Source organism: Streptomyces sp. NPDC111744, from assembly GCF_055634995.1.
Genome location: NZ_JBVKCG010000008.1, coordinates 123733 through 148479 on the forward strand (window position 1 = coordinate 123733; position 24747 = coordinate 148479).

Here is a 24747-nt window from a genome sequence, read left to right on the forward strand (position 1 = left end):
GGCACTCGCTGGTTAGTGATGTGGCGGAATCGTGTGTGTTCATGACCGGCAGGCGCCCCACCCTCAGCACCATGCTCCCCACGACCCACCGGCGCGTCAGAGCCACCGCCCTGTCCGCGGTGGCCATGACGGCCTGCGCGTCACTCGCCGCCGGCTGCGGGGTCGTCCCAGGACTGTCGGGCTCGGGGGACGACGAGATCAAGGTGATGACCTGGGCGCCGCAGCAGACCGGCGCCACCAACAAGGCCGGCATGCCCGCCATGGCGTCGGCCATCGTCCGCTGGACCAACTCCCAGGGTGGCATCAACGGCCGCAAGCTCAAGCTGCTCACCTGCAACGACCACAACACCAGCGTGGGCGCCGCGAACTGCGCCCAGAAGGCGGCCGACGAGAACGTCGTCGCGGTCGTCGGCTCCTACAGCCAGTTCGGCGACTCCTACTTCGCCGCGCTGGAAGGCGCCGCCATCCCCTACATAGGCGGCTACGGGGCGTCGAACCAGGAGTTCTCCAGCCCCGTCTCCTACCCGGTCAACGGCGGCCAGCTCACCCTGCTGGCCGGACTCGGGGAGGCGCTGGCCGGCTCCTGCGGCCCGGTCACCCTGGTACGCCCGGACAGCATCGCCGGCGACCAGCTGCCCCAGCTGCTCGACTCGGGCCTGCAGGCCGGCAGCCACGCCAAGGCGATCGACCAGCTCGCGGCCGAGAATCTCACCGAGTACGACAAGCAGTCGCAGAAGGCGCTGGAGAACGCCACTTCGGACTCGCTGAAGGAGGGCTGTGTGGTGCCCGAGCTCGGTGACCGCACGGCCACCTTCATGGACAACTTCCAGCGCGCCCGCGACGGATACCCGAAGGTGAAGACGGCCGCCGAGGTCGGCAGCGTCGACCAGACAGTGATCAACTCCACCGGCGGTGCGTCCGGCCCGTACGAGGGGTCGTACATCACCGGCTGGTACCCGGTGGCCTCGGACTCGCGCTGGGACCAGATGAAGAAGGTCATCAGCAAGGAGGCCTTCGGCGACAACCGGATCGACCCGGCCGACGCCGGGGTGCAGACGACCTGGATCGCCTACCAGGTCCTGACCGCCGCCCTGAAGAAGATCGGCAGCGGCGAGGTCAGCGCCGACAGTGTGCGCCGCACCCTCAACGGCGGCCTGAAGGTCTCCACCGGCGGCCTGACCCCGTCACTGTCCTGGCCCTACCAGGGCAAGCTGGCCGCGGCCGGCTTCTCCCGGCTGGTCAACACCGACGTGAACGTCCAGACCGTCAAGGGCGGCCTGCTCCAGTCGGCGAACAAGAACGCCCTCGACATGGCGAAGATCCTGGAGAACGCCGCGCTCAGCTGACCGGCCGGCCCTCACGGCCGGCCGGCCCGTTCTCACAGCTGGGTCGGCTGCCGCTGGGTCAGCCCGTACTTGCTCGCGATCGTGTTCCACAGCGCGGCCGCCTTCACCTTCTGGGAGCTGGCGGTCCCGCTCTCCCGGTTGCCGGCCGCGGTCTGGCCGGTGGTGCGGGCCTGGCCCTTGTGGCAGCCGTGCTTGCCCTTGGCCTGGTCGGCCCAGGCCGCGTAGTGGTTGTCGGCGTTCGCGGAGGCCTGCCAGGCCTGGGTGAGGGCGGTGGTCAGCTCCGCGTTGCCCGGCAGCTTGTCGACGGACAGCTTCGACAGCCTGGTGACCAGTGCGGCACGCTGCGTGGCGGCGGTGCGCAGGTCGGAGGCGGAACCGTCCAGGTCCTTGCACTGCTTCACGTTGGCGACGGCGCCGATCACCGTGGCACGGCTGCTGCCGCTGTCGGCGAGCAGCTTGTCCAGGGCGGTGGCCTGCGCCTTCGCCGGGTCGGCCGCGCCCGACGAGGACCCGTCGGTCGCGGGCAGGGACGCGGCGACCGTCTTGTTGGGGTCGCCCGAGCCCCCGCCGCCCCCGCTGAACAGGGCACCGGCCCCGATCCCGAGGACGGCGATCCCGATCCCGACGGCCGCGATCAACGGCACCTTCGACCTGCCACGACCGCCCCGGCCGCCGCCGTCACCGTCGTGGTCGTACGACGGCGGGGGCGGGGTGTACGCCGGCGGCTGCTGGAAGTTCTGCGGCTGCTGCTGGAAGCGGGGCAGCTGGGCCGTGGACGCGGCCGGGGGCTCGCCGCCGGAGGCGCTGCGGAAGAGGTTGTCGAACTCGGCGGGCGGCTGCCGGTCCTCACCCTGCGGGGCACCGGCCTGGTACGGCGCGATGTACTGCGTGGCCTCGGCGTCGGGGTGCGCGGCGGGGGCGGACTGCCGGCCCAGGAAGGTGGTCTGCTCATGGGATCTCTCCGGCGGCAGCGCTCCGGGGCCGACCGGCGGTATCAGCTGGGTGGCCCCTTCGGGGGCCGCCGACACGGGCGGTATGTACTGCGTGGCGCCCTCGCCCACCGGCGCGGTGGGCACCGGCGGGAGGTACTGGGTCGCGCCTTCGTCGGCGGCGGACGGCAGGACGCCGGGGTGCCCGCCGTGGCCACCGTGGCTCCCGTGCGGGGCGGCGCCCGGAGCGCCGTAGGAGTCCTGGCCGGCGGCAGGGGGCAGCGGGGCGCCGTACGACTGCTGGGGCTGGGCGCCGTGGCCGTGGGACTGCTCGTACGACTGCTCGTAACCGCCGCCGTACGACGGGGCGGGCGCCCCCTCCGGCGGGAGCGGGCCGGCGCCGGAAGCAGGGGGCTGGAACTGCGCGGCGTGGGACTGGTACTGGTCGGCGTGGGACTGCGCGGCCTGGGACTGGGCGTTCCAGGCGGGCGGCAGCGCCGGCTCCGGGGTGTTCCACTCCTGGCCGGCCGCCTGCGGCCAGCCCTGCTCGGGCTGCGGCGCACCCTGCTGGTGACCGGGCCCCCACGGCTGCCCCCAGGCCTGGCCCTCGGAGGGCGCGGTGGTCGGCGCCGGGGCCTGCACGGGCGGCTGCGATGCGGGGGCGGGAACGCCCGTCATGCCCGGCAGCAGGGGCTCGCCACCGTCGGAGGGCAGCACGATGCCTTCGCGCGCGGGCTCGCCCTGTCCACTCTGCGTCACCGGGACTCCTACTAATGGGGGACCTTGTGAATCGTCGGCTCACGCTACCGGGTCCCCTCAGCAAGGTGCCACGCAGCCGAGGGCGCGATCTTCTTCCCTGTGACAGCAGTAACAAAACCGCCCCGCGGCGCGCTGTATATACCGCCTCTCGCACGGCAAGGTGTGGTTTCCCACACGTTCACGCAGCCGCGGGGCATGAATTCATGCGGCCGCCTGCAGATCCAGGCGGGCGCCGAACTCCCTGACGACCGGTTCGTCCCGGAACGGCTCCAGACGCTGCTGGAAGTCCTCCAGGTACTCGGCACCCCGGTTGGAACGGACCGTCTCAAGGAGTTCCACCGCCCTGAGCCCCGTAGCACAGGCCTGTTCGATCTCGCGCTGCTGCACCTGCGCCGTGGCGAGGAGCACATAGCCGATCGCGCGGCGCCGCGCCCGCGTCGGCGGGTGCCCGGCCAGCGACTGCTCCGCGCTCCGCGCGGCCGCCTCGGCCTGACCCAGGTCACGGTGGCAGTGCGCCAACTCGTCGGCCAGATACGCCTCGTCGAAGTGCGCGATCCACGACGGGTCGTCCCCGGAGGACGGATCGGCCGCCTCCATCGCCGACACCGCACGCCCGGACGCCAGCTGCGCCGACCGCGCGTCGCCCAGCAACGCGTGCCCCCGGGCCTCGGCCGCGTAGAACATCGCCTCCGCACGCGGGGTCACGCGCCCACGCGCCCCCTCCTGCGCCGCCCGCGCCAACTGGGCGATCTCCCGCGGGTTTCCGAGCTGTGCGGCGAGGTGGCTCATGGAGGCGGCGAGCACATAGCCGCCGTAGCCACGGTCGCCGGCGGCCTGCGCGAGACGCAGCGACTGGATGTAGTACCGCTGGGCCAGCCCGGGTTGGCCGGTGTCCACGGCCATGTACCCGGCGAGTTCGGTGAGCCGGGCGACGGCCGCGAACAACTCCCGGCCCACGGTCTCCCGGTAGGACCCGGCGAGCAGCCCGGAGACCACGCTGTTGAGGTAGTGCACCACGACCGGGCGCACATGCCCGCTGCCGTACTGGTGGTCCAGGTCGGTGAGCGCCTGTGTCATGGCCTTCACGGCCGCGACGTCCGACGGTCCGACCCGCGGCCCGGCCTGCCGCGCCACCTGCGCGTCCGGCGCCGAGATCAGCCAGTCCCGGCTGGGCTCGACCAGCGCGGACGCGGCGACCGAGGAACCGGACAGGAAGTCCCGGCGGCCCACGTCACTGCGCCACAGCTCGCAGACCTGCTCGATGGCCCCCAGGACCGTCGGCGAGAACTGCAGGCCGACGCCCGAGGCGAGGTTCTTGCCGTTGGCCATGCCGATCTCGTCGATCGTGACCGTGCGGCCCAGCTTGCGCCCCAGCGCCTCGGCGATGATCGCCGGTGCCCGGCCCCGCGGCTGCTGTCCTCGTAGCCAGCGGGCCACGGACGTCTTGTCGTACCGGAGGTCGAGACCGTGCTCCGCACCGCACATGTTGACCCGGCGGGCGAGCCCGGCGTTCGAGCACCCCGCCTCCTGGATGAGCGCCTGCAACCGTTCGTTCGGCTGCCGCGCGACAAGCGGCCTTGCGGCCATGGCGTACCCCCTGCGAACTCCCTGTAGGGAAAAGATCCGGCCTTGACGATCACTGCCCAGCGGACATACCGAAAATGCGGGACATGCGAGGATTGCCGGGTAAAGGCAGCGGAATTGCGGGTACGACCGCTGCCAACCCCCCACTTCTGACTACCCGCTCACGTCCCGGTTCCTCCCGCGCGCCCCCACACGTGCATCCATGCGCCCCGGTTGCGGAATCGATGCTCCTCCCCCGCGCGCGCTACGCCCGTAACTCCAGGTGGGTGCGGGAGTTGTGTTGAGCGTGGAAGAGACGATCGTCGGCACCGAAGCCGCTCAGATTCCGAAGCAGCGTGGGGAATCGCTGCTGGAGACCGCCGTACGCTACGCCGAGGAGCGCCACTGGGACGTCTTCCCGGGCACCTGGCTGGAAGCGGTCGAGGGGGTGCAGCGCTGTTCCTGCGGGGAGGTGGCGTGCGCGGCGCCCGGCGCGCATGCGGCGCGCCCGGACTGGGCGACGCAGGCGACCGGTAGTGCGACGGTGGCGCGCCGGATGTGGCAGAAGCAGCCGGCGGCGTCGATCCTGCTGCCGACGGGGCGGACCTTCGACGCGTTGTCCGTCCCGGAGACGGCGGGGTTTCTGGCGCTGGCACGCATGGAGCGGATGGAGCTGACGCTCGGGCCGGTGACGCTCACGCCTGATCGGCGGATGCAGTTCTTCGTACTGCCGGGCGGGTCGGTGAAGGTGCCGGAGCTGGTACGGAAGCTGGGCTGGTCGCCGGCGTCGCTGGACCTCACGGCACTGGGCGAGGGCGCGTACGTGCCGGCGCCGCCGACACGGTACAGCTCCCGGGGTGCGGTGCAGTGGGCCTGCCGGCCGACACCGGCGAACCGGTGGCTGCCGGACGCGGAGGAGTTGATCTCGGCGCTTGCCTATGCGTGCGGGCGGGACCGCTGAGGTGCGCGGTTCCCCCGCGCCCCTGAGGGCGCTGCCCACCCCCTAGGGTGCTGGCATGACCGATGCCGTTCGTGTTCGTGGGCTCTGGAAACGCTTTGGGCAGCAGGTGGCCGTCGGCGGGATCGATCTGTCCCTGCCCGCGGGGAAGTTCGTCGGGCTGGTCGGGCCCAACGGGGCCGGGAAGACCACCACTCTCTCCATGGTGACCGGGCTGCTCCGCCCGGATCAGGGGAGCGTCGAGGTCGTCGGGCACGACGTGTGGCGGGACCCGGTGGCGGTGAAGGCCCGTATCGGCGTGCTGCCCGAGGGACTACGACTCTTCGAGCGGCTCTCCGGACGCGAACTGCTCGCCTACAGCGGCCGGCTGCGCGGGCTGCCCGGCGCCGAGGTCGACAAGCGGGCCACCCAGCTCCTGGACGTGCTTGATCTCGCCGGAGCCCAGCACAAACTCGTCGTCGACTACTCGACCGGCATGCGCAAGAAGATCGGGCTCGCCGCGGCTCTCCTCCACAACCCCGAAGTCCTCTTCCTGGACGAGCCGTTCGAGGGCGTCGACCCGGTGTCCGCGCAGACCATCCGGGGCGTCCTGGAGCGCTACACGGCCTCCGGCGCGACCGTCGTCTTCTCCTCCCACGTCATGGAACTCGTCGAGTCGCTGTGCGACTGGGTGGCGGTGATGGCCGCCGGACGAATCCGCGCGACGGGCACCCTGGAGGACGTGCGCGGGGCGCACACCACCCTCCAGGCCGCCTTCCTCGAACTCGTCGGGGCGAGCGGCCGGGACGCCGGTTCGGACCTGGACTGGCTGGGCGGCGGGGCGGCCCGATGACGGACGTGACCTCCACCGTCGTACGGCTGAAGCTGTCGCTGTTGCGCAACGGGCTGCGGCAGTCCGGTGGCCGGCGGGCCGCGTTCGTCGCGTCGGCCGTGATCGCGCTGCTGTTCGGGGCGGTACAGCTGCTGGGGCTGGTCCTGCTGCGCGGGCATGCGCACGCGGACTCCGTGGCCGTGCTGGGAGCGGCCGTGCTGGCGCTCGGGTGGGCGGTGATGCCGCTGTTCTTCCCCAGCGGCGACGAGACCCTGGACCCGACCCGCCTGGTGATGCTCCCGCTGCGGCCACGACCGCTGGTACGGGCCCTGCTGGCCGCCTCCCTGGTCGGTATCGGCCCGCTGTTCTCGCTGTTGCTGCTGGTGGGCTGTGCGGTGTCCGTGGCGCACGGGGTGGCGGCGTACGGTGTCGCGGTCGTCGCGGTCGTCCTCGCGCTGCTGATCTGCGTGGCCCTCGCGCGGGCCGTGGCCGCCGCGAACGTACGGCTGCTCAGCAGCCGTAAGGGTCGTGACCTGGCCGTACTGAGCGGCCTGGTCATCGCGGTCGGGGCGCAACTGGTCAACTTCGGTGCCCGGAGCCTCGGTTCGGCCGGGCTCGGGGAACTCACACCGGTGACCGACGTGGTGCGCTGGCTGCCGCCGGCGTCGGCGATCGGCGCGGTGCAATCGGCGAGCGAGGGCTCGTACGGCACGGCCGCCGCACAACTGGGCATGTCCGTGGCCGCGTCGGCGTTGCTGATCGGCGCGTGGGCGCGGACCCTGACCCGGCTGATGACCTCACCGGACGGCTCGACGCTCCAGGCGCCCGACTCGGCCGGCCGGAGCCGTTTTTCCTCCGACGGCGCGGGCCTCGGCCGGCTGCTCCCCGCCGGCCGTACCGGAACGGTCATGGCGCGCAGCCTGCGCTATGTCTGGCGCGACCCCAAGACCAAGGCCGCGTGGGTGACGTCGCTGGCCATCGGCCTGATCGTGCCCGTCTTCAACGCCCTCCAGGGCACCGGGTCGATCTACTTCGCGTGCTTCGCCGCCGGGATGCTCGGCATCCAGATGTACAACCAGTTCGGGCAGGACACCTCCGCCTTCTGGATGGTGGCGATGACCATCTCGTCCCCGCGGGACGCCTATGTCGAACTGCGCGGGCGGGCCCTGGCCCTGCTGGTGATCACCCTGCCGTACGCCACGCTGGTGACCGTCCTGACCACGGCCCTGCTGGGCGACTGGCCCCGGCTGCCCGAGGTGCTCGGCCTGTCCCTCGCCCTGCTCGGCGCGATGCTGGCGACCGGCGCCTGGACATCGGCCCGCTTCCCGTACTCCATCCCCCAGGAGGGCCACAAGAACGTCGCCCCCGGCCAGACCGGCCTCGCCTGGATCGCCATCTTCGGCGGCATGGTCTCGGCGGCCCTGCTGTGCGCCCCCGTCATCGCCCTGACGATCGCGTTGAACGTGAGCGCGGGCGGCGAGGACTGGACGTGGGCGCTGCTACCGGTGGGGGCGGCCTACGGGGCGGCGATCACGTGGACGGGGCTGCGCCTGGCGGCACCGCTCGCGGCGGCGAGCTTGCCGGAGATCCTTACGGCTGTAAGCAAGGGGTGACTGCAGCGCCCCCTGAGCCCCCGCCCCCACAGGCGCCTCTCACTCCCCCACCCGATCGAGAAACGGCTCCACAGCCGCCCGCCAAGCCTCCGGCCGGTCGTACGGCAACAGATGCCCCGCCTCGGCCACCTCCGCGTACTCCCCCTTGGAAAGGACCCGCACCATCTCCTGTGCCTCCGCCCGCCCCAGCTCCCCGTCCACCCCGCGGACAACGAGCGCGGGGCACGGCACCTGGGCCAGTTCCTCCCAGTGCGCGTCGTACACCCAGGTCTCCCGGGACTTCAGCATCTGGTCGGGGTCGAAGACGGGCCGCCAGCCGTCGGCGCACTCGTGCATCACCTCGGCGTAGAACTCCCCGCGTGCCGGGTTCGGCCGCTCCACCCAGGGGTCGTCCTCGCCGAACCACTTGCGTACGTCGGCGAGCGTGGCGAAGGGGACGGGCCAGGACTTGAACCAGTCGGCCCACTCGCGCTGCGAGGCCGCGCCCAGCGCGGAGGCCCGCATATCGCAGATGATCAGGCCCCGGACCAGTTCGGGGCGCTTCGCGGCTAGCTGCCAGGCGGTCAGCGCACCCATGGCGTGGCCGATGAGCACGGCCGGGGCGAGGTCCAGCTGCTCGATGGCGGCCGCGGCGTCCTCGACGTACGCCTCACGGGTGTACGCGGCCTGCGGGGGCTTGTCGCTCTGGCCGTGGCCGCGCTGGTCGAGTGCGACGGCGCGGTGCCGGTCGGAGAGCCAGCGGGCGGTGGAGGCCCAGTGCGAGGCGCGGCCCATCAGGCCGTGCAGTAACAGCACACCGGGGGACGAGCGGTCCGGGTCGGCGCGGTCACCGTGCGGCCGCGCCGGGCCGCCCTGCTTGGGCGGGTCCGCGAACTCCCAGGCGGCGAGGTGTACGCCGCCGGCTCCTGTCACGTCGATGCGTCGTGCCATGAGCCTGGCACCCCCCTAGCTCCGCGTGCCTAGTGTCGCCTCGTATCGCTTCGTGATGCTTCGGTACCACTGCAGACTATCGAATACCTATTCGAAAATCGGGTCCCTGCAGGCAACACCCCTCGTTCGAGTGACCCCTCCCCAGGCATGATCGGCGCCACCAGGGGGATTTCTTCTGCGGGGGGCGGACCGCTCGGGGAAGACGGTCCGTGGGGATGACCCTGAGAGCTCGGGGCTCCGGGTCAGCACTGGGGAGGACAGGCCCCGGCACCGAAGGGTGCCGGGGCCAACCCCAGGTCCGTTTCCATGTCTTCGGCACATCCTCCCCGCCCCCTCAGGTCATATGCCTCTCGCGACAGCCTCGCACGCGAACCGTTCCGGCGCTGCGATTCGACGCACTGAATCCTGGATTCGACACGTTCGACAAACCCGGGAGAGACGACGAAGAGAGGTGTCAACTGCCCCACCAGCAGCGGAAGTTGAACGACGGTCTGGTTTCAGTACTCAGCGCTTGGCGACGAACACATGGGAGGCGACGTCCGCCTCCAGCTCGGCCGCCTCGCCGCCGCTTCCCACCAGCACCCCGCCGGCCGCCTCCGTCACGCTCACCACCGAACCGGGCTGCACACCCGCCCGCCGCAGCGTGTACATCAGCTGCGCGTCCGTCTGGATGGGCTCGCCGATCCTGCGTACGACCACGGTCTTGCCGTCCGCGCCCGGGTCCAGGTCGGCCAGCGACACCATGCCCTCGTCGAGGAACGGGTCCGCGCCGTCCTTCTCGCCCAGCTCCTCCAGACCCGGGATCGGATTGCCGTACGGCGACTCGGTCGGGTGGCGCAGCAGCTCCAGCACCCGCCGCTCCACGGCCTCGCTCATCACATGCTCCCAGCGACACGCCTCGGCGTGCACCTGCTCCCACTCCAGGCCGATCACATCGACCAGCAGGCACTCGGCGAGCCGGTGCTTGCGCATCACACGCGTCGCCAGCCGGCGACCCTCGTCGGTCAGCTCCAGATGGCGGTCGCTGGCGACGGAGACCAGACCGTCCCGCTCCATCCGCGCCACCGTCTGGCTCACCGTCGGCCCGCTCTGGTCGAGCCGCTCCGCGATGCGGGCGCGCATCGGGACCACGCCTTCCTCTTCAAGCTCGAGGATGGTGCGGAGATACATCTCCGTGGTGTCGATCAGTCCGGACATACGTGCCCCTCGATTACCTCTGCCGAAGCCCGGTCGCGTGCGTGCGCTGGCCCTGTCACCAATTCTGCCGGATCCCACTGACAAGCGGGGGACGCCGGGAGAACGGAGGTCGCCCATCCCGGCCCACCGCTGCCGCCCCCGGCCGTATTGACACCGAGATGGTCCAGACCGGAGGGTGATCCGCGACACAGACATCCGCGACACAGACATTGGCGTCGACCGCGCAAAGGGGCACCGCATGAGCGACGGCACACCCGCCGACCTGTTCTTCGACGCCGCGATCGGCCTCCTGCAACGCGTCCGCGACGAGGAGGCCGACGCCATCACCGCCGCCGGCACCCTCCTCGCCGACACCGTCGCCGCCGGCGGCCGGCTGTTCGCCTTCGGCGCCGGGCACTCCTCCCTCGCCGCCCAGGACGTCGTCTACCGCGCGGGCGGCCTCGCCCTCATGAACCTCCTGGCGGCCCCCGGCCTCGTCGGCGTCGACGTGATGCCCGCGACCCTCGGCTCCCGCCTGGAACGCGTCGACGGACTCGCCACCGCCGTCCTCGACACCTCACCCCTGCGCGCCGGCGACACCCTGGTGATCATCTCCCTCTCCGGCCGCAACGCCCTCCCCGTCGAGATGGCCGCCGGCGCCCGCACGCGCGGCGCCAAGGTCATCGGCGTGACCTCCGTGGCGTACGCGGCGCAGACCACGTCCCGGCACTCCTCCGGCACGTACCTCAAGGACCACTGCGACGTCGTACTCGACTCGAAGATCGCCATCGGGGACGCCGAACTCACCCTCGACACCATCCCGGCGCCCTTCGCCCCCGCCTCCACCGTCGTCACCAGCGCCCTGCTCCAGGCGGTCCTGGCCACCACCGCGGCCACCCTCGCCGACCGCGGCCTCGAACCCCCGCTGCTGCGCTCCGGCAACGTCGACGGCGGCCACGAGTGGAACGCCCGCGTGTTCGAGGAGTACCGCGACCGGATCTTCTACCAGCACTGAGACAGCACTGAGACGCCCCTACTGCTGCCTCTCCTTCGCCAGCTGGGCCAGATCCAGCGCCGTGGCGATCCGCACGGCCACGTCCTCCGCGTACGTCGCGTCCACACGCTCGAAACGGCTGCGCCCCGACCCACGGAGAAACGTCAGCACGCCCAGCGTCCGCCCCCGGCTGCGCAGCACCGCGCACAACGCGTGCACCGCGTCCCCCGGCCACTGCCGGTCCAGCGCCCACGCCCGCGCACGGTCAGCAGGCACCGAACCGGCGTCCGCCCGCACACTCCCGGCCCGCGCCACGCACTGCAGCGCCGGATGCCCCTCCTCGTAGCGCACCGGCAGCCCCGCGGCCCCAGTCAGCAGGCTCGGCCCCGGCGTCCCGGAGGGCGTGGCCGCGATCCGCACCAGCCGTACCTCACCCACGTCCCCGTCCGCCCGGGCACCGCCCACCACCCGGTCGACCACCGCATGATCGGCGAAACCGGCCAGCGCGAAGTCCAGGTGGACGGTGGCCGCCTCCACCGGATCCTCGCAGTCCGCGGCCGCGCGGGCCGCACGATGCAACTGGTTCGCACGGAAGCGCAGCATCGACGCCTCCTGCTCCGCCTGCTTCCCCTCCGTGACGTCCAGGAACAACCAGCCCACCCCGAGCGGCACCGGCTCCTCCGCGAGCGGCGACGCCAGCCGCAGGAACCCGGACCGCCAGCAGCGCCGCTGATCACCCTCAGCCGTCCGCACACTCACCCACATCTCGGCCGGCGCCGGCGGCGCACCCTCGGCCAGCACATGCGTGAGCGCGCCCTCCAGTTCCTCCACACCCTGCGCGAGCAACTCCCCGAGCGGCCGCCCCAGCGCCGACGTACGCCCGATCCCGAGCGCCCGCGCCGCATGCGCGTTGACCACGGCCGGCCGCAGATCCGCGTCCACGAGGACGACACCCCAGGCCGCGTCCTCGAACAGCGCCTCGCTCAGCGCGATCGACCGCTCAAGGTCGATCTGCGCATGCACCTCACTGAACGCGCAGTACACACCCGCCGGCTTCCCGTCCGGGCCACGCACGGCCGCCGACTGCGTCCTTACGAGCACCCGCCCGCCGTCCTTCGTGAGCAGCGCGAACTCGTGCACCTGACGCCCCGGGGCGTGCATGGCCGACAGCAGCCGCCCCTCGACCTCGTCGGCGTCCGCCTCACGCACCGCCCACCCGGCGAACCCGTGCCGGCCCACCGCCTCCGCCGCCGTCCACCCCAGGATCCGCTCGGCCTCACGGTTCCAGTGGGTGACCACGCCGTCCGCGTCGAACGCACACAGGGCCGCGTCCATGCCGTCAAGGAGCGCCGCGAGCAGATCCGACCCGCCCGAGTCCTCCGGACCATCCCGCTCCGGTTCCGGCTCGGGCTCGTCGGGCCCCAGCTCGTCGGTGGTCCCACTACGCCGGGAAGCACTCACCTGGACCCCCATCAGGCTGCGTCCGCACGCACGGCGCGTCGGTTCCTCGCTGCCCTTCATTCAACTGGAACGTGACGCAACCCACACCGTGTTCCCGCAAGATTGAAGGAATCGTTGCAAGCCGACGCTCACAGCCCCAGCCGAAGATCCACCCACTCATCGTTCCCTCCGTCGAGCACATACCGCTCGACCTCGACGAACCCGCACCGACCGGCGAACCGCAGCCCGTCCTCGTTGACCGCCAGCACACACGTCTCGACGGCCTCGGCGCCCTGCACACGCGCGTGCGCGAGCCCACGCTCGTACAACGCCTTACCGAACCCCCGCCCCCGAAACCCCGGCAACACCCGCGCGATCACGGTCACCGCCCCGCCGACCACGGGCCGCACCGTCGAGCACCCCACGAGAACGTCCCCGAGATACGCGTTCTCCAGCCGGTACCCGCGCGCCAGCCGCTCCCGCGCCTCCGCCGCCGACATCGCGGCAGGCGGCACCACGACGTTGTGCACATACCGCCACTCCTCCAGCGCCTCGTCCCCACCCACGGGAACGAACCTCAGCACACCACTCACGCGTCCCCCTCCCCTCCGGCCGCCAGCCGCGCGTACACCTCGATCTCGATCTTCATCCGGGGATCCGCCAGCCCGCACACCATCATCGTCGCGGCCGGCCGCACATCCCCGAACACCCGCCGCAACACCGGCCAGCACGGCTCGAAATCCTCCCGCACGGGCAGCAGATACCGCACCCGCACCACATCCTTGAAACCACACCGGGCCTCGGCCAGCGCCGCCCCGATGTTCCGCAGACACTGCTCGGCCTGCTCCACCACATCCTCGGAGATGGTCATGGCCGCATAGTCGAACCCGGTGGTCCCGGACACATGCACCCAGTCCCCGTCCACCACCGCCCGCGCATACCCGATCTGCTCCTCGAACACGGAACCACCGAGAATCACCTGCCGCTTTGTCATGCCCCGAAAGCTAGGTGGGGCGGCGGCCATACGTCCAACCTGGCAAGCTCCAGTACGGCACATAGCAGACCCCGGGTCCGTTCGGGCGACATACGCCAGGCGGTCGCCCGTCCACGCCAGTTGCGGGACCGTCTCACACGCCGTTCACATACGGCTGCTCCTACGGTGGTGGTGTGCGGGTTCTGGTGGTCGAGGACGAGGTCCGCACGGCGGCGCTGCTGCAGCGCGGGCTGTGTGAGGAGGGGTATGCCGTCGATGTCGCCGGGGACGGTCCGGAGGCGGTGTGGCGGGGACAGGAGAGCCCGTACGACGTGATCGTGCTGGATGTGATGCTGCCGGGTTTCGACGGATTCGAGGTGTGCCGCAGGCTGCGGGCCGACGGGTGCTGGTCGCCGGTTTTGCTGCTGACCGCCCGGGACGCGATCCGCGACCGGGTGCGGGGGCTGGACTCGGGCGCGGACGACTACCTGACGAAGCCCTTCAGCTTTGCCGAGCTGTTCGCGCGGCTGCGGGCGCTGGTACGGCGGGGGGCGGGAGAGCGGCCCGCGCTGCTTGCCGTGGGGGATCTGCGGCTGGACCCGTCCAGCCGGCGGGTCTGGCGCGGGCAGGCGGAGCTTCAGCTGTCGCCCAAGGAGTTTGCGCTGCTGGAGCTGTTCCTGCGGTATCCCCAGGATGTGCTGACCCGCACGCGGATTCTGGAACACGTGTGGGACTTCGCCTACGACGGGGTGTCCAACGTCGTCGACCAGTACGTGGCGTATCTGCGGCGCAAGATCGACGAGCCGGGCGGGGAATCCCATCTGGAGACCGTGCGCGGAGCCGGGTACCGGCTGCGGGCCTCGATTCCGGCGAAAGGCGGATGAGCGGTCATGCCGCTCAGGTGGCGGCTGGCTGTGCTGTTCGCGCTGAGCACAGCGGTCGTGATCGCCACGGCAGGGCTGCTGTTCGTCCAGCAGCTGACGGCAGGTATGAACAGGTCCCTGGACTCCACGCTGCGCGCACGGGCCGATGCAGAGGTCGTGCGCCTTGAGTCCGCCGGACCGCTCCCCCCACTCCCCCCGCCCCCACCTCCCGAAGGCCAGGACAGCGGCCGGCAAGGGGATCAGCAGGGCCAGAACCCGGCATCCGACGACATCACGCGGGTTCTTTCCCTCGATGGCACGGTGCTGGCGACCACCGATCCGGCCGGCCGTCAACCGCTGGCAGACGCCACGCAACGGCGGGCCGCCGCCCGCATGCCGGTGAGGTTCACCGCCATGATCGAGGGAGAGAAATTCCGGATGCTGGCCGTACCGGCCCGCAACGGCGCCCGGCCGGTCCTCGTCGTGGTGGGCACCGGCTCCCATCTGGTGGAAGAGGCCACGGCACGCACCAGCACCGCGCTCTGGATCGCCGGGCCGCCCGCTGTCGCTCTCGCCGGGCTCGGCGCCTACGTACTGACCGGCTCCGCGCTGCGCCCCGTGGAACGGATGCGGCGCCGTCTGGCGGACATCTCCGAACAGGACACCGGAGCCCGGCTGCAGGTGCCCGAGACCCGCGATGAGATCGCGACGCTGGCGGCCACCATGAACGCGGTGCTGGACCGCCTTGCCCGGGCCCTGGACCGCGAACGCAGCCTCGTCGCCGACGCCGGCCACGAGCTGCGCACGCCGTTGACGACGCTGAGGGCCGAGCTGGAGCTGGCGAGCCGGCCGGGCCGATCGCGCGAGGCGCTGATGGCGGCGATCACCGCGGCGGCGGCCGACACCGACCGGCTGGTCCGGCTGGCCGAGGACCTGTTGCTGCTGGCCCGCGCGGACGAGGGCCGCGCCTTCATACGATCCGAACCGATGGCCCCGGCCGACGTCCTGACCAGGGCGGTCCACGCGGCCTCAGCGCGCGCCGAGACGCGCGGTGTCCGCCTGAACGTGCGGGCGGACACCCGGGTGCGGGTCGTGGCCGATCCCGACCGGGTGCGTCAGGCGGTGGACAACCTCCTCGACAACGCCCTGCGCCACACCCCGGACGGCGGCGTCATCGACGTGGCGCTCACCGCTGAACCCGAAGCGGGGACCGCCGTGATCGAGGTCCGCGACAACGGGCCCGGGTTCCCGCCCGCGTTCCTCCCGTTCGCCTTCGAGCGATTCCGCCGTGCCGATGCCGCACGAGCCCGCAAGAGCGGCGGCGCCGGCCTGGGCCTGGCGATCGTACGGTCCATCGCCGAGGCGCACGGCGGCAGCGTGACAGCGGACAATCCCGCCGACGGAGGCGCCCGAGTCCGCATGGAACTCCCGCTCACTCCGCCCCGTGAGCAGGGGCCGGTTCACCATGTCAGCGGTTCACATGGACCGCACACGGTCGCCTCATGGGCCGCTTCGCACACTGGCGGTATCAGTGACATCGATCCGTTCGGAAGGCGGACATCATGAAGGTCAACCGCAAGATCGCGGCTACGGCGGTCGGCGTCCTGGCTCTCGGCGGGGCCGGCGTCGGGTCCGTGGCAGCAGCGTCCAGCGCGAGCGCGGCACCCGCCGCGTCCCTCGTCCAGCAGGACACTCCGCCGGAACCGGCCGGCCCGGACACCGACAACATCCAGCAGGGAGCCCAGACCGGCGCCGACAACGGAGGGTCGGGAGAGCGCGGCCAGGCAGAGACCCCGGACGCTGCCGACGGGCCCGGCGGGCACGCCGATGCGTCCACAAGCGCCCAGCACGAAGCCGGTAGCGCGGAGAAGTGAGAGGACCCGTGAGACAACGGGCGCCGTGGGCGTCGGCCTCGCTCGATCGTACGGCTGCACCACGCGGCCGGAGGCGGCCCTGCCGACATCTCCAGAAAACCCCTTGAGCACCTCCAGCGTGCTTCGTAAGGTGTGGAGCACCGAGGAAAGGAGGTGGTTCGGAGCATGTATGCACACCGGACGTCGGAGGTGGCTGCGGGCTAGCGCCCGTCACCACACGAGTGCGGTGCCGGACCAGCGTGTGCGAGACGCACGCAGCCGGCCAATCCAACGCAGTCACCCGACCCGCGAGCTCGCCGGTACGTCCGGCCGGCTTCTTCGCCGTCAGGCGGAGGGACCACGTGCTCGCGGGTCGTCTGCGTTTCAGGGGCTGAGGCGTTCCACGTGCCAGGTGCCGTCGGGGGCGGTGACGTAGCGGAGGCGGTCGTGGAGGCGGTTGTGGCGGCCCTGCCAGAACTCCACCGTGCGGGGTGCGATGCGGAAGCCGCCCCAGTGCGGGGGGACCGGGACCTGTTCGCCCTCGGGGTAGCGCGCGCTCAGTTCGGCGTAGGCGGTGTCGAGTCCGGTGCGGGAGTGGATGACCGAGGACTGGGCGCTGGCCCAGGCCCCGAGCTGGGAGCCGTGCGGGCGGGTGCGGAAGTAGGCGGCGGTCTCGTCGCGGCCGGTGCGGCGGGCGGTGCCGGTGACGATGATCTGACGGGCGATCGCGTGCCAGGGGAAGAGCAGCGAGACATGGGGGTTCGCGGCGAGGTCCTGGGCCTTGCGGGAGTCGTAGTTGGTGTAGAAGACGAAGCCCTGGGCGTCGTACTGCTTCATCAGGACCGTGCGTGAGCTGGGGTGGCCCTGGGCGTCGGCGGTGGAGACGATCATCGCGTTGGGTTCGTAGATCATGCCGTCGGCCGCCGCGCGCACGGCTTGTTCGAACCAGCGGGTGAACTGGTCCATGGGATGTGCGGCCAGGTCGTGCTCGTCGAGGCCCTCGGCCCGGTAGTGCTTGCGCATCAGCGCGGGGTTGAGGATGTGGTCGGAGGCGGCGGCGTCGGGGTCGGTCACGCGGTCATCTTGCCGTATGCGCATATGGGTCGGGGGCACATGTGGCCCAGAGCTGCTGTGGCACTGAGTGCCGCTGGGCTCCCCAACTCTGGCACTCGGGGTTATGGTGCAGATGCCTCCGCCGTACACCTCATTGAGGAGCCGCCCCATGTCCGACTTCGTACCTGGGCTCGAAGGAATCGTTGCGTTCGAGACGGAGATCGCCGAACCGGACAAGGAGGGTGGCGCCCTGCGGTACCGGGGCGTCGACATCGAGGATCTGGTCGGGCACGTCTCGTTCGGGAACGTCTGGGGGCTGCTGGTCGACGGCGCCTTCAATCCCGGTCTGCCGCCCGCCGAGCCGTTCCCGATCCCGGTCCATTCGGGTGACATCCGGGTGGACGTCCAGTCGGCGCTCGCCATGCTCGCCCCGGTGTGGGGGCTGAAACCGCTCCTCGACATCGACGCGGAGCAGGCCCGGGAGGATCTGGCGCGGGCCGCGGTCATGGCGCTGTCGTACGTCGCCCAGTCCGCGCGCGGGCAGGGGCTGGCGATGGTGCCGCAGCGGGAGATCGACAAGGCGAACTCGGTGGTGGAGCGGTTCATGATCCGCTGGCGCGGTGAGCCGGACCCCCGGCATGTCGCGGCCGTGGACGCGTACTGGACCTCCGCCGCCGAGCACGGCATGAACGCGTCCACGTTCACCGCCCGGGTCATCGCTTCCACGGGTGCGGATGTGGCCGCGGCGCTGTCGGGTGCGGTGGGCGCGATGTCGGGGCCGTTGCACGGGGGTGCGCCGTCCCGGGTGCTGGGGATGATCGAGGAGATCGAGCGGACCGGGGACGCGGAGGCCTACGTCAAGGGTGCGCTGGACCGGGGTGAGCGGCTGATGGGGTTCGGGCACCGGGTGTACCGGGCGGAGGATCCGCGGGCGCGGGTGCTGCGGCGGACGGCGCGGGAGCTGGGGGCGCCGCGGTTCGAGATCGCGGAGGCGTTGGAGAAGGCCGCGCTGGAGGAACTCCACAACCGTCGGCCGGATCGTGTGCTGGCCACCAACGTGGAGTTCTGGGCGGCGATCATGCTGGACTTCGCGGAGGTGCCGGCCCACATGTTCACGTCGATGTTCACGTGTGCGCGCACTGCCGGGTGGTCGGCGCACATTCTTGAGCAGAAGCGGACGGGGCGGTTGGTGCGGCCGTCGGCGGAGTATGTGGGGCCGGGGCCGAGGAAGCCTCAGGACATCGCCGGGTATGCGGATATCTCCCACTGAGCTGCCTCTGACGGTGACTTGGCGGGTGCGGGCGGGTGCGGGCGGGTGGGGGTTGGTCGCGCCCACGCGGCGGTAGCCGCGCATCGGGTACAGCCCCGCGCCCCCAACGGCGCTCAGCCCAGGACCTCGTCCAGCAGCGCCGCCCATTGGGCCACCACCCGCTCCCGCCTCGCCCCGTCGTCCGTCAGCAGGTTGGCCAGGCCCAGGCCCCTCGCCATGTCCAGGAGGCCCTGGACCGTTTCGCGGGTGCCCGGACGGGATTCGTCGGCGGACAGGAGGTCCACGGCGATGCGGTGGGTCTCGCGGCCGACTCGGGCTTCGAGTTCGGTGACCCGGGGGCGGAGGTGGTCCTCGTCGGAGGCGGCTACCCAGAGGTGGAGGGCGGCGCGGAAGAGGGGGCCGGTGTAGAGGTCGACGAGGGCGTGGACCACGGCTCGGCGGTCGTCGGCGGCGCCCTGCGGGAACAGGGCGCGCAGGGCCGTGGAGCGTTCTTCGGCGACGTATTCGACGGCGGCGGTGAAGAGGTCCTCGCGGGTCGGGAAGTGGTGCTGGGCGGCGCCTCGGGAGACGCCGGCGCGTTCGGCGACGACGGCGACCGTGGAGCCTGCCCAGCCGTGTTCGGCGAGGCAGGCCACGGCGGCTTCCAGGAGCCGTTGCCGGGTGGCCCGGCTGCGGTCCTGTTTGGGGGCGCGGTCCTGTTGAGGTCCGCGCGCGTGTTCCGCCGTACTCGCGCCAGCCGTACTCACACCACCCACGCCGCATCCCGTCGTTCGAGGAAGGCCGTCATCCCCTCGCGGGCCTGGTCGGAGGAGAACAGCCGGGCCGAGAGGGCGGTCAGGGCGGCCGCGTCCCGGTCGAATGTTTCCAGCACCCTAGCTGTGAGCAGCTGTTTCGTCTCGGTCAGGGCCTGGGGGGCGGAGCGGCGGAGGCCGTCGAGGATGGGTTCGAGGGCGGTGTCGACGTCGTCGGCGGTGGCGGTGAGGAGGCCGAGGCGTACGGCCTCGGGGGCTTCGAAGCGTTCGCCGGTGAGGTAGTAGCGGGCGAGGGCGCGGGGGTCGGTGCGTGGGAGGAGGGTCAGGGAGATGACGGCGGGGGCCACTCCGATGCGTACCTCGGTGAAGGCGAAGGTGGCGTCGGTGGCGGCGGCCGCGATGTCGCAGGCGGCGAGGAGGCCGAGGCCGCCGGCGCGGACGTGGCCGGTGATCCGGGCGACGACCGGTTTGGGGAGTTCGACGATCTGGCGCAGGAGGCCGACGAGCGCGTCGGGGTGGGGCGGGTCGCGCAGGTCGGCGCCGGCGCAGAAGGTGGTACCGGTGTGGGTGAGGACGACCGCGCGGATCCCGGGGTCCTTGGCGCAGTCGGTGAGGGCTTCGGCGAGTTCGGTGACGAGGGCCGCGGACAGGGCGTTGCGGGTGGGGGTGGAGTCGAGGCTGAGGGTGGCGACGGCACGCGCGCGTGTCTGGCCGATCAACGTCATGGCCGCTCCCCGGGTTCCCCGGTCCGCCCGGTTTCGCCCAGTGCGCGCAGTTCGCGGCGGAGTATTTTCCCGGAGGCCGCGCGGGGCACTCCGGCGACGAAGGTGACCTTGCGGACGCGTTTGTAGGGTGCGACGCGTTCGGCGACGTAGAGCATGGTCTCGTTCTCGGTGAGCTCGTGGGCGGTGTGCTGGCGGACGACGAAGGCGTGCGGGATCTCGTTGCCGTCCTCGTTGTAGGCGCCGACGACTGCGGCGTCGGCGATGCCCGGGTGGGTGAGCAGGAGTGCCTCCAGTTCGGCGGGGGCCACCTGGAAGCCCTTGTACTTGATGAGTTCCTTGACCCGGTCGACGACGAACAGCCAGCCGTCGGCGTCGACGTGGCCGACGTCGCCGGTGTGCAGCCAGCCGTCCGTGTCGATCATCGCGGCGGTGGCGTCGGGGCGGCCGAGGTAGCCCTTCATGACCTGGGGGCCGCGGATGAGGATCTCGCCGGGTTCGCCGGTGCCGAGGTCCTTGTGCGGGTCGTCGAGGGAGACGATCCGCATCTCGGTGCCGGCGATGAGCTTGCCGACGGTGCCGGGCGGTGCCTGGTGCATGGCGTGGAGCGGGACGACGTGGGTGCCGGGCGAGAGTTCCGTCATGCCGTAGGCCTGTGCGACGGGTGGCAGGCCGAGGCGCTCGGAGCAGGCGGCGGCGAGGCGGGCGTCCAGGGGTGCGGCGGCGCTCATGACGTACTTCAGGGAGGACAGGTCGTACTGCTCGACCAGCGGGTGCTTGGCGAGGGCGAGGACGATCGGCGGGGCGACGTACAGGCCGGTGATGCGGTGGTTCTGGATCGCCGCGAGGAAGGTCTCCAGGTCGAATCGGGGCAGTACGACGACGGTTGCGCCCTTGCGCAGGGGCGCGTTCATCAGTGCGGTGAGGCCGTAGATGTGGAAGAGCGGGAGCACGGCGAGGACGCGGTCGCCGGGGGCCGCCGGGACGGCCGGCTCCAGCTGGACGAGGTTGGTGGCGATCTGGCGGTGGGTGAGCATCACGCCCTTGGGGATGCCGGTGGTGCCGGAGGAGTACGGCAGTGCGGCGATGTCCTCGGCGGGGTCGATGTCGACCTGTGGTTCGGGGGCGTCGCCGGCGAGCATGTCGATCAGGGAGCGGTGCCCGGGTGCGCTGTCGCAGACGAAGATCTCGGCTACGCCGCCGCCGGCGAGTTCGGCTGCCCGGCGGGCCGCTTCCAGCAGCGGTGAGACGGTGACGATCCAGCGGGCCGCGGAGTCCTTGAGCTGTTTGGCGAACTCCTCTGGTGTGGCGAGCGGGTGCACGAGGGTGACGGAGGCGCCCGCGCGCGTGGCGGCGTAGAACGCCGTGGGGAAGGCGACCGTGTTGGGGCTGTGCAGGGCGAGCACATCGCCCTTGCGGACGCCCGCGTCGGCGAACGCGGCCGCGATCCTGCGGTGGAACCGGTCCAGTTGTTCGTACGTGAGGGTGGTGCCGTCGGTGCCGTCGATCAGGGCGGGCGTGTCACCGAACTCGGCGGCCCGGCCCAGCACCGCCTCGTGGATGGGGAGTTCTACGGGCGGAACGTCTGCGTACTCGCTGCGGAACACGGTTCCTCCAGGCGGCTGCCAGTGCCAGTGGGTGGCCTAGTACGACTTGGGAAGGCCGAGAGTCTGGTGGGAGACGTAGTTGAGAATCATCTCCCTGCTCACCGGAGCAATACGAGCCACACGCGCGGCCGTTATCAACGAAGCGAGTCCGAATTCCCGGGTGAGTCCGTTGCCGCCGAGGGTGTGCACGGCCTGGTCGACCGCGCGGACGCATGCCTCGCCCGCCGCGTACTTGGCCATGTTGGCGGCCTCGCCTGCGCCGATGTCGTCCCCTGCGTCGTACAGATGGGCCGCCTTCTGCATCATCAGGCGCGCGAGTTCAAGGTCGATGTGTGCCTGGGCGAGGGGGTGTGCGATGGCCTGGTGGGCGCCGATGGGGGTCTTCCAGACGGTACGGTCGCGCGCGTACTCGATCGCCTTGGACAGTGCGTAGCGCCCCATGCCGATCGCGAAGGCGGCCGTCATGATCCGCTCCGGGTTGAGTCCGGCGAACAGTTGCAGCAGGCCCGCGTCCTCGTCGCCGACGAGTGCGTCTGCGGGCAGCCGTACGTCGTCGAGAACCAGTTCGAACTGCTTCTCCGCAGCGTTGAGTTCCATGTCGATGGGGTGCTTGTGGAAGCCCTCGGCGTTTGCCGGGACGATGAACAGGCAGGGCTTGAGGCGTCCGGTGCGGGCGTCTTCGGTACGGCCGACGATCAGGACGGCGTCGGCCATGTCGACGCCGGAGATGAAGACCTTGCGGCCGGTGAGCAGCCAGTCGCCGGTGTCCGGGTCGCGGCGGGCGGTGGTGGTGATGCGGTGGGAGTTGGAGCCGGCGTCGGGTTCGGTGATGCCGAAGGCCATCAGGCGTGAGCCGTCCGCTAGCGCGGGGAGCCAGCGGGTCTTCTGGGCGTCGGTTCCGAAGCGGGCGATCACTGTGCCGCAGATGGCGGGTGAGACCACGAGCATGAGGAGCGGGGAACCCGCGGCGCCCAGCTCTTCGAGCACGATGGACAGGTCGCTGATGCCGCCTCCGCCGCCTCCGTACTCCTCCGGGAGGTTGACGCCTAGGTAGCCGAGTTTGCCTGCTTCTTGCCAGAGTTCGGTGGGGGCCTTGCCTTCGGCGATGGTGCGGGTGATGTAGTCGCGGCCGTACTTCTTGCCGAGGGTGGCCACCGCTTCGCGGAGTGCCTTGTGCTCGTCGGATTCGATTTGGGGGGTCAACGTGGCTCCTTCGCGTGCGGGATCGTCGTGGCTGGTCGTGCTCACGTGGCGGTAGCCGCATATCGGTACTGCCCCGCGCCCCTAAAGGGGCGCTCTGACCACTGCCAGGAGAGAGCCGGGCTCCACCTGCTGCCCGAGTACCACCTTCAGCTCGCTCAGCGTGCCCGTGACCGGTGCTGTGATCTGGTGCTGCATCTTCATCGCCTCCAGCCACAGCAGGGGCTGGCCGACCTCTACGGCGGCCCCTTCCGCCAGGCCCTCTGCCACCCGGACCACCGTCCCCGGCATCGGTGCCAGCAAGGACCCCGGCGCCAGTTGGGCCTTCGGGTCGGGGAAGCGGGGTAGCGCGGTGAGGGCGGTGTTGTTGACGTGGACCTGGTCGCCGTATGTGGTCACCTCGAACTTCCGGCGTACGCCGTCCACTTCGAGTACGACCAGATGCGCGCTCGCGTGCACGACCCGTACGCCCTCTGCCGTGAGGCCCTCGCGCGTGTGCCGGTAGTGGGCCTCGTGTTCCTCGCCTGCCATCAGGTAGCGCTTGGTCTGCGGCTGGGAGGGAACGTTGCGCCAGCCGCCGAAGCGGGAGCGGCCGTGGGCGTCGGCCAGGGCGGCCGCGAGGGGGGCGTGCGGATCGGGGGCGGGCGCCGTGAGGGTGGTGAGGTGGCGGTCGTAGAAGCCGGTGTCCATGCGGGCCTCGGTGAACTCCTCGTGGCGCAGGGAGCGGACGAGGAGGTCGCGGTTGGTGGTGGGGCCGTGCAGGGTGGCGTTGTCGAGCGCGTGCGCCAGCGTGCGCAGCGCTTCCGCGCGTGTGGGGGCGTGCGCGATCACTTTCGCGAGCATCGCGTCGTAGTGGACGCCGATCTCGTCGCCGTCGGTGTAGCCGGTGTCCAGGCGGACGCTGCCGGGGACGGTGAGGCGGTGCAGGGTGCCGGTCTGCGGGGCCCAGTCGCGGGCGGGGTCCTCGGCGTAGAGGCGGGCCTCGATCGCGTGGCCGTGCGCCCGGGGGGCTTCGAGCGGGAGGGCGTGGCCCTCGGCGACGCGGATCTGTTCGGCGACCAGGTCGATGCCGAAGACGGCCTCGGTGACGGGGTGTTCCACCTGGAGGCGGGTGTTCATCTCCAGGAAGTGCGCCCTTCCGTCGGCGACGAGGAACTCGACGGTGCCCGCGCCGACGTAGGCGACGGCGCGGGCGGCGCGCACGGCCAGCGCGTACAGCTCCTTCATGAGCCCTTCCGCTAGCCCGGGCGCCGGCGCTTCCTCGATCACTTTCTGGTGTCTGCGCTGGAGTGAGCAGTCGCGGGTGCCCAGCGGCCACACCGTGCCGTGCGCGTCGGCGAGGATCTGCACCTCCACATGGCGGCCGCGTTCGATGTAGGGCTCGACGAAGACCTCGCCGTCGCCGAAGGCGCTCGCGGCCTCGGCGCGTGCGCTGTCCAGTGCGGCGGTCAGCTCCTCCAGGCGGCGCACGACACGCATCCCGCGCCCACCGCCGCCCGCGGCCGCCTTCACCAGTACCGGCAGGTCGGACTCGGTGACCTCGCCGAGTGGCGCGATCCCCATCAGCTCCTTGGCGCGCGTCTTGGACGCCATCGCCTCGATCGCCTCCGGGGGCGGCCCGATCCAGGCCAGGCCGGCGTCGATGACGGCGCGGGCGAAGTCGGCGTTCTCGGAGAGGAAGCCGTACCCGGGGTGCACGGCGTCCGCGCCGGCGCTCACGGCGGCCTTCACCACCACGTCGCCGCGCAGGTAGGTGTCCGCGGGCGTGGCGCCCGGCAGTCGTACCGCGGTGTCGGCCACGCGCGTGTGGAGCGCGTTCGCGTCGGCGTCCGAGTGGACGGCGACGGTCCGGATGCCGAGTTCGGCACAGGTGCGGAAGATCCGGCAGGCGATCTCGCCCCGGTTGGCGACCAGCAGAGTCGAAATCATGTGATC

At 71.5% G+C, this 24747-nt stretch carries 22 protein-coding genes; 9 read left to right on the forward strand and 13 right to left on the reverse strand.

Annotated features, from left to right (window positions below; all coding sequences use genetic code 11):
• Positions 1–41 precede the first annotated feature (41 nt).
• Positions 42–1346, forward strand: a complete 1305-nt coding sequence (locus tag ACZ7OO_RS19900) for an ABC transporter substrate-binding protein (RefSeq protein WP_471506078.1) — start codon at positions 42–44, stop codon at positions 1344–1346.
• A 32-nt stretch (positions 1347–1378) separates the two neighbouring features.
• On the opposite strand, the gene ACZ7OO_RS19905 is transcribed toward ACZ7OO_RS19900, so the two are convergent.
• Together ACZ7OO_RS19905 and ACZ7OO_RS19910 are read right to left on the reverse strand one after the other, a co-directional pair.
• On the reverse strand, positions 1379–3034 hold the full coding sequence (locus ACZ7OO_RS19905; protein ID WP_471506079.1) for a hypothetical protein: 1656 nt from the start codon (positions 3032–3034) through the stop codon (positions 1379–1381).
• Between the two features lie 201 nt (positions 3035–3235).
• Positions 3236–4621, reverse strand: a complete 1386-nt coding sequence (locus ACZ7OO_RS19910; protein WP_471506080.1) for a transcriptional regulator — start codon at positions 4619–4621, stop codon at positions 3236–3238.
• 274 nt (positions 4622–4895) lie between these two features.
• Here ACZ7OO_RS19910 and ACZ7OO_RS19915 point away from each other — a divergent pair, with 274 nt between their 5' ends.
• From ACZ7OO_RS19915 to ACZ7OO_RS19925, 3 genes are read left to right on the forward strand one after another with little or no spacing between them, the layout of a single operon-like run.
• The gene (locus ACZ7OO_RS19915; RefSeq protein WP_471506081.1) at positions 4896–5558 is read left to right on the forward strand and encodes a bifunctional DNA primase/polymerase; all 663 of its coding nucleotides are present in this window, start codon (positions 4896–4898) and stop codon (positions 5556–5558) included.
• A 55-nt stretch (positions 5559–5613) separates the two neighbouring features.
• Positions 5614–6387: an ABC transporter ATP-binding protein gene (locus tag ACZ7OO_RS19920; protein ID WP_471506082.1), complete on the forward strand. Its 774-nt coding sequence runs from the start codon at positions 5614–5616 to the stop codon at positions 6385–6387.
• The gene (locus ACZ7OO_RS19925; RefSeq protein ID WP_471506083.1) at positions 6384–7979 is read left to right on the forward strand and encodes a transporter; all 1596 of its coding nucleotides are present in this window, start codon (positions 6384–6386) and stop codon (positions 7977–7979) included. The genes ACZ7OO_RS19920 and ACZ7OO_RS19925 overlap by 4 nt, the downstream gene beginning before the upstream one ends.
• 39 nt (positions 7980–8018) lie before the next feature.
• Here ACZ7OO_RS19925 and ACZ7OO_RS19930 read toward each other — a convergent pair whose 3' ends face one another.
• Both ACZ7OO_RS19930 and ACZ7OO_RS19935 read right to left on the reverse strand, forming a co-directional pair.
• Positions 8019–8909, reverse strand: coding sequence for an alpha/beta fold hydrolase (locus ACZ7OO_RS19930; RefSeq protein ID WP_471506084.1), 891 nt, complete (start codon positions 8907–8909; stop codon positions 8019–8021).
• A gap of 504 nt (positions 8910–9413) precedes the next feature.
• Positions 9414–10106 carry a metal-dependent transcriptional regulator gene (locus tag ACZ7OO_RS19935; protein ID WP_351321325.1) on the reverse strand — a complete coding sequence of 231 codons (693 nt, stop codon included), beginning with the start codon at positions 10104–10106 and terminating at the stop codon, positions 9414–9416.
• A gap of 238 nt (positions 10107–10344) precedes the next feature.
• On the opposite strand from ACZ7OO_RS19935, the gene ACZ7OO_RS19940 reads away from it, so the two are divergent.
• Positions 10345–11100: an SIS domain-containing protein gene (locus ACZ7OO_RS19940; RefSeq protein WP_471506085.1), complete on the forward strand. Its 756-nt coding sequence runs from the start codon at positions 10345–10347 to the stop codon at positions 11098–11100.
• Positions 11101–11118: 18 nt separating this feature from the next.
• Here the strand turns inward: ACZ7OO_RS19940 and ACZ7OO_RS19945 are convergent, their stop codons facing one another.
• The 3 genes from ACZ7OO_RS19945 to ACZ7OO_RS19955 all read right to left on the reverse strand — a co-directional run bounded on the left by ACZ7OO_RS19945 (position 11119) and on the right by ACZ7OO_RS19955 (position 13513).
• A complete protein-coding gene (locus ACZ7OO_RS19945) occupies positions 11119–12540 on the reverse strand; it encodes a PAS domain-containing protein (RefSeq protein WP_471506086.1) in 1422 nt (473 codons plus the stop codon).
• Between the two features lie 128 nt (positions 12541–12668).
• A complete protein-coding gene (locus ACZ7OO_RS19950) occupies positions 12669–13085 on the reverse strand; it encodes a GNAT family N-acetyltransferase (RefSeq protein ID WP_471506087.1) in 417 nt (138 codons plus the stop codon).
• A 23-nt stretch (positions 13086–13108) separates the two neighbouring features.
• Entirely contained in the window at positions 13109–13513 is a 405-nt protein-coding gene (locus ACZ7OO_RS19955) for a RidA family protein (RefSeq protein WP_471506088.1), read from the reverse strand.
• A gap of 173 nt (positions 13514–13686) precedes the next feature.
• Between ACZ7OO_RS19955 and ACZ7OO_RS19960 the strand changes: the two genes are divergently transcribed.
• From ACZ7OO_RS19960 to ACZ7OO_RS19970, 3 genes are read left to right on the forward strand one after another with little or no spacing between them, the layout of a single operon-like run.
• On the forward strand, positions 13687–14376 hold the full coding sequence (locus tag ACZ7OO_RS19960) for a response regulator transcription factor (protein ID WP_471506089.1): 690 nt from the start codon (positions 13687–13689) through the stop codon (positions 14374–14376).
• Between the two features lie 6 nt (positions 14377–14382).
• On the forward strand, positions 14383–15921 hold the full coding sequence (locus tag ACZ7OO_RS19965; RefSeq protein ID WP_471506090.1) for a sensor histidine kinase: 1539 nt from the start codon (positions 14383–14385) through the stop codon (positions 15919–15921).
• The gene (locus ACZ7OO_RS19970; RefSeq protein ID WP_471506091.1) at positions 15918–16229 is read left to right on the forward strand and encodes a hypothetical protein; all 312 of its coding nucleotides are present in this window, start codon (positions 15918–15920) and stop codon (positions 16227–16229) included. The genes ACZ7OO_RS19965 and ACZ7OO_RS19970 overlap by 4 nt, the downstream gene beginning before the upstream one ends.
• A 363-nt stretch (positions 16230–16592) precedes the next feature.
• Here the strand turns inward: ACZ7OO_RS19970 and pdxH are convergent, their stop codons facing one another.
• Positions 16593–17306, reverse strand: coding sequence for a pyridoxamine 5'-phosphate oxidase (gene pdxH / locus ACZ7OO_RS19975; protein WP_471506092.1), 714 nt, complete (start codon positions 17304–17306; stop codon positions 16593–16595).
• Positions 17307–17430: 124 nt separating this feature from the next.
• On the opposite strand from pdxH, the gene ACZ7OO_RS19980 reads away from it, so the two are divergent.
• A complete protein-coding gene (locus ACZ7OO_RS19980; protein WP_471506093.1) occupies positions 17431–18531 on the forward strand; it encodes a citrate synthase 2 in 1101 nt (366 codons plus the stop codon).
• Positions 18532–18644: 113 nt separating this feature from the next.
• Here ACZ7OO_RS19980 and ACZ7OO_RS19985 read toward each other — a convergent pair whose 3' ends face one another.
• The 5 genes from ACZ7OO_RS19985 to ACZ7OO_RS20005 all read right to left on the reverse strand — a co-directional run bounded on the left by ACZ7OO_RS19985 (position 18645) and on the right by ACZ7OO_RS20005 (position 24741).
• Positions 18645–19286, reverse strand: a complete 642-nt coding sequence (locus ACZ7OO_RS19985) for a TetR/AcrR family transcriptional regulator (protein ID WP_471506094.1) — start codon at positions 19284–19286, stop codon at positions 18645–18647.
• On the reverse strand, positions 19274–20008 hold the full coding sequence (locus tag ACZ7OO_RS19990; RefSeq protein ID WP_471506095.1) for an enoyl-CoA hydratase family protein: 735 nt from the start codon (positions 20006–20008) through the stop codon (positions 19274–19276). Before ACZ7OO_RS19990 ends, ACZ7OO_RS19985 begins: the two co-directional genes overlap by 13 nt.
• Complete coding sequence (locus tag ACZ7OO_RS19995) at positions 20005–21612, reverse strand: 4-coumarate--CoA ligase family protein (RefSeq protein WP_471506096.1); 1608 nt, start codon at positions 21610–21612, stop codon at positions 20005–20007. The genes ACZ7OO_RS19990 and ACZ7OO_RS19995 overlap by 4 nt, the downstream gene beginning before the upstream one ends.
• Positions 21613–21648: 36 nt before the next feature.
• Positions 21649–22815: an acyl-CoA dehydrogenase family protein gene (locus ACZ7OO_RS20000; RefSeq protein WP_471506097.1), complete on the reverse strand. Its 1167-nt coding sequence runs from the start codon at positions 22813–22815 to the stop codon at positions 21649–21651.
• Positions 22816–22896: 81 nt separating this feature from the next.
• The gene (locus ACZ7OO_RS20005) at positions 22897–24741 is read right to left on the reverse strand and encodes an acetyl/propionyl/methylcrotonyl-CoA carboxylase subunit alpha (RefSeq protein WP_471506098.1); all 1845 of its coding nucleotides are present in this window, start codon (positions 24739–24741) and stop codon (positions 22897–22899) included.
• Between the last annotated feature and the right edge of the window lie 6 nt (positions 24742–24747).

What these genes read in the sequence shown, in the direction of transcription:
- ACZ7OO_RS19900 (WP_471506078.1), top strand. Translation starts at nt 42, where the DNA reads ATGACCGGCAGGCGCCCCACCCTCAGCACCATGCTCCCCACGACCCAC.
- ACZ7OO_RS19910 (WP_471506080.1), bottom strand. Translation starts at nt 4,621, where the DNA reads ATGGCCGCAAGGCCGCTTGTCGCGCGGCAGCCGAACGAACGGTTGCAG.
- ACZ7OO_RS19920 (WP_471506082.1), top strand. Translation starts at nt 5,614, where the DNA reads ATGACCGATGCCGTTCGTGTTCGTGGGCTCTGGAAACGCTTTGGGCAG.
- ACZ7OO_RS19925 (WP_471506083.1), top strand. Translation starts at nt 6,384, where the DNA reads ATGACGGACGTGACCTCCACCGTCGTACGGCTGAAGCTGTCGCTGTTG.
- ACZ7OO_RS19930 (WP_471506084.1), bottom strand. Translation starts at nt 8,909, where the DNA reads ATGGCACGACGCATCGACGTGACAGGAGCCGGCGGCGTACACCTCGCC.
- ACZ7OO_RS19935 (WP_351321325.1), bottom strand. Translation starts at nt 10,106, where the DNA reads ATGTCCGGACTGATCGACACCACGGAGATGTATCTCCGCACCATCCTC.
- ACZ7OO_RS19940 (WP_471506085.1), top strand. Translation starts at nt 10,345, where the DNA reads ATGAGCGACGGCACACCCGCCGACCTGTTCTTCGACGCCGCGATCGGC.
- ACZ7OO_RS19955 (WP_471506088.1), bottom strand. Translation starts at nt 13,513, where the DNA reads ATGACAAAGCGGCAGGTGATTCTCGGTGGTTCCGTGTTCGAGGAGCAG.
- ACZ7OO_RS19965 (WP_471506090.1), top strand. Translation starts at nt 14,383, where the DNA reads ATGCCGCTCAGGTGGCGGCTGGCTGTGCTGTTCGCGCTGAGCACAGCG.
- ACZ7OO_RS19970 (WP_471506091.1), top strand. Translation starts at nt 15,918, where the DNA reads ATGAAGGTCAACCGCAAGATCGCGGCTACGGCGGTCGGCGTCCTGGCT.
- pdxH (WP_471506092.1), bottom strand. Translation starts at nt 17,306, where the DNA reads ATGCGCATACGGCAAGATGACCGCGTGACCGACCCCGACGCCGCCGCC.
- ACZ7OO_RS19980 (WP_471506093.1), top strand. Translation starts at nt 17,431, where the DNA reads ATGTCCGACTTCGTACCTGGGCTCGAAGGAATCGTTGCGTTCGAGACG.
- ACZ7OO_RS19990 (WP_471506095.1), bottom strand. Translation starts at nt 20,008, where the DNA reads ATGACGTTGATCGGCCAGACACGCGCGCGTGCCGTCGCCACCCTCAGC.
- ACZ7OO_RS20005 (WP_471506098.1), bottom strand. Translation starts at nt 24,741, where the DNA reads ATGATTTCGACTCTGCTGGTCGCCAACCGGGGCGAGATCGCCTGCCGG.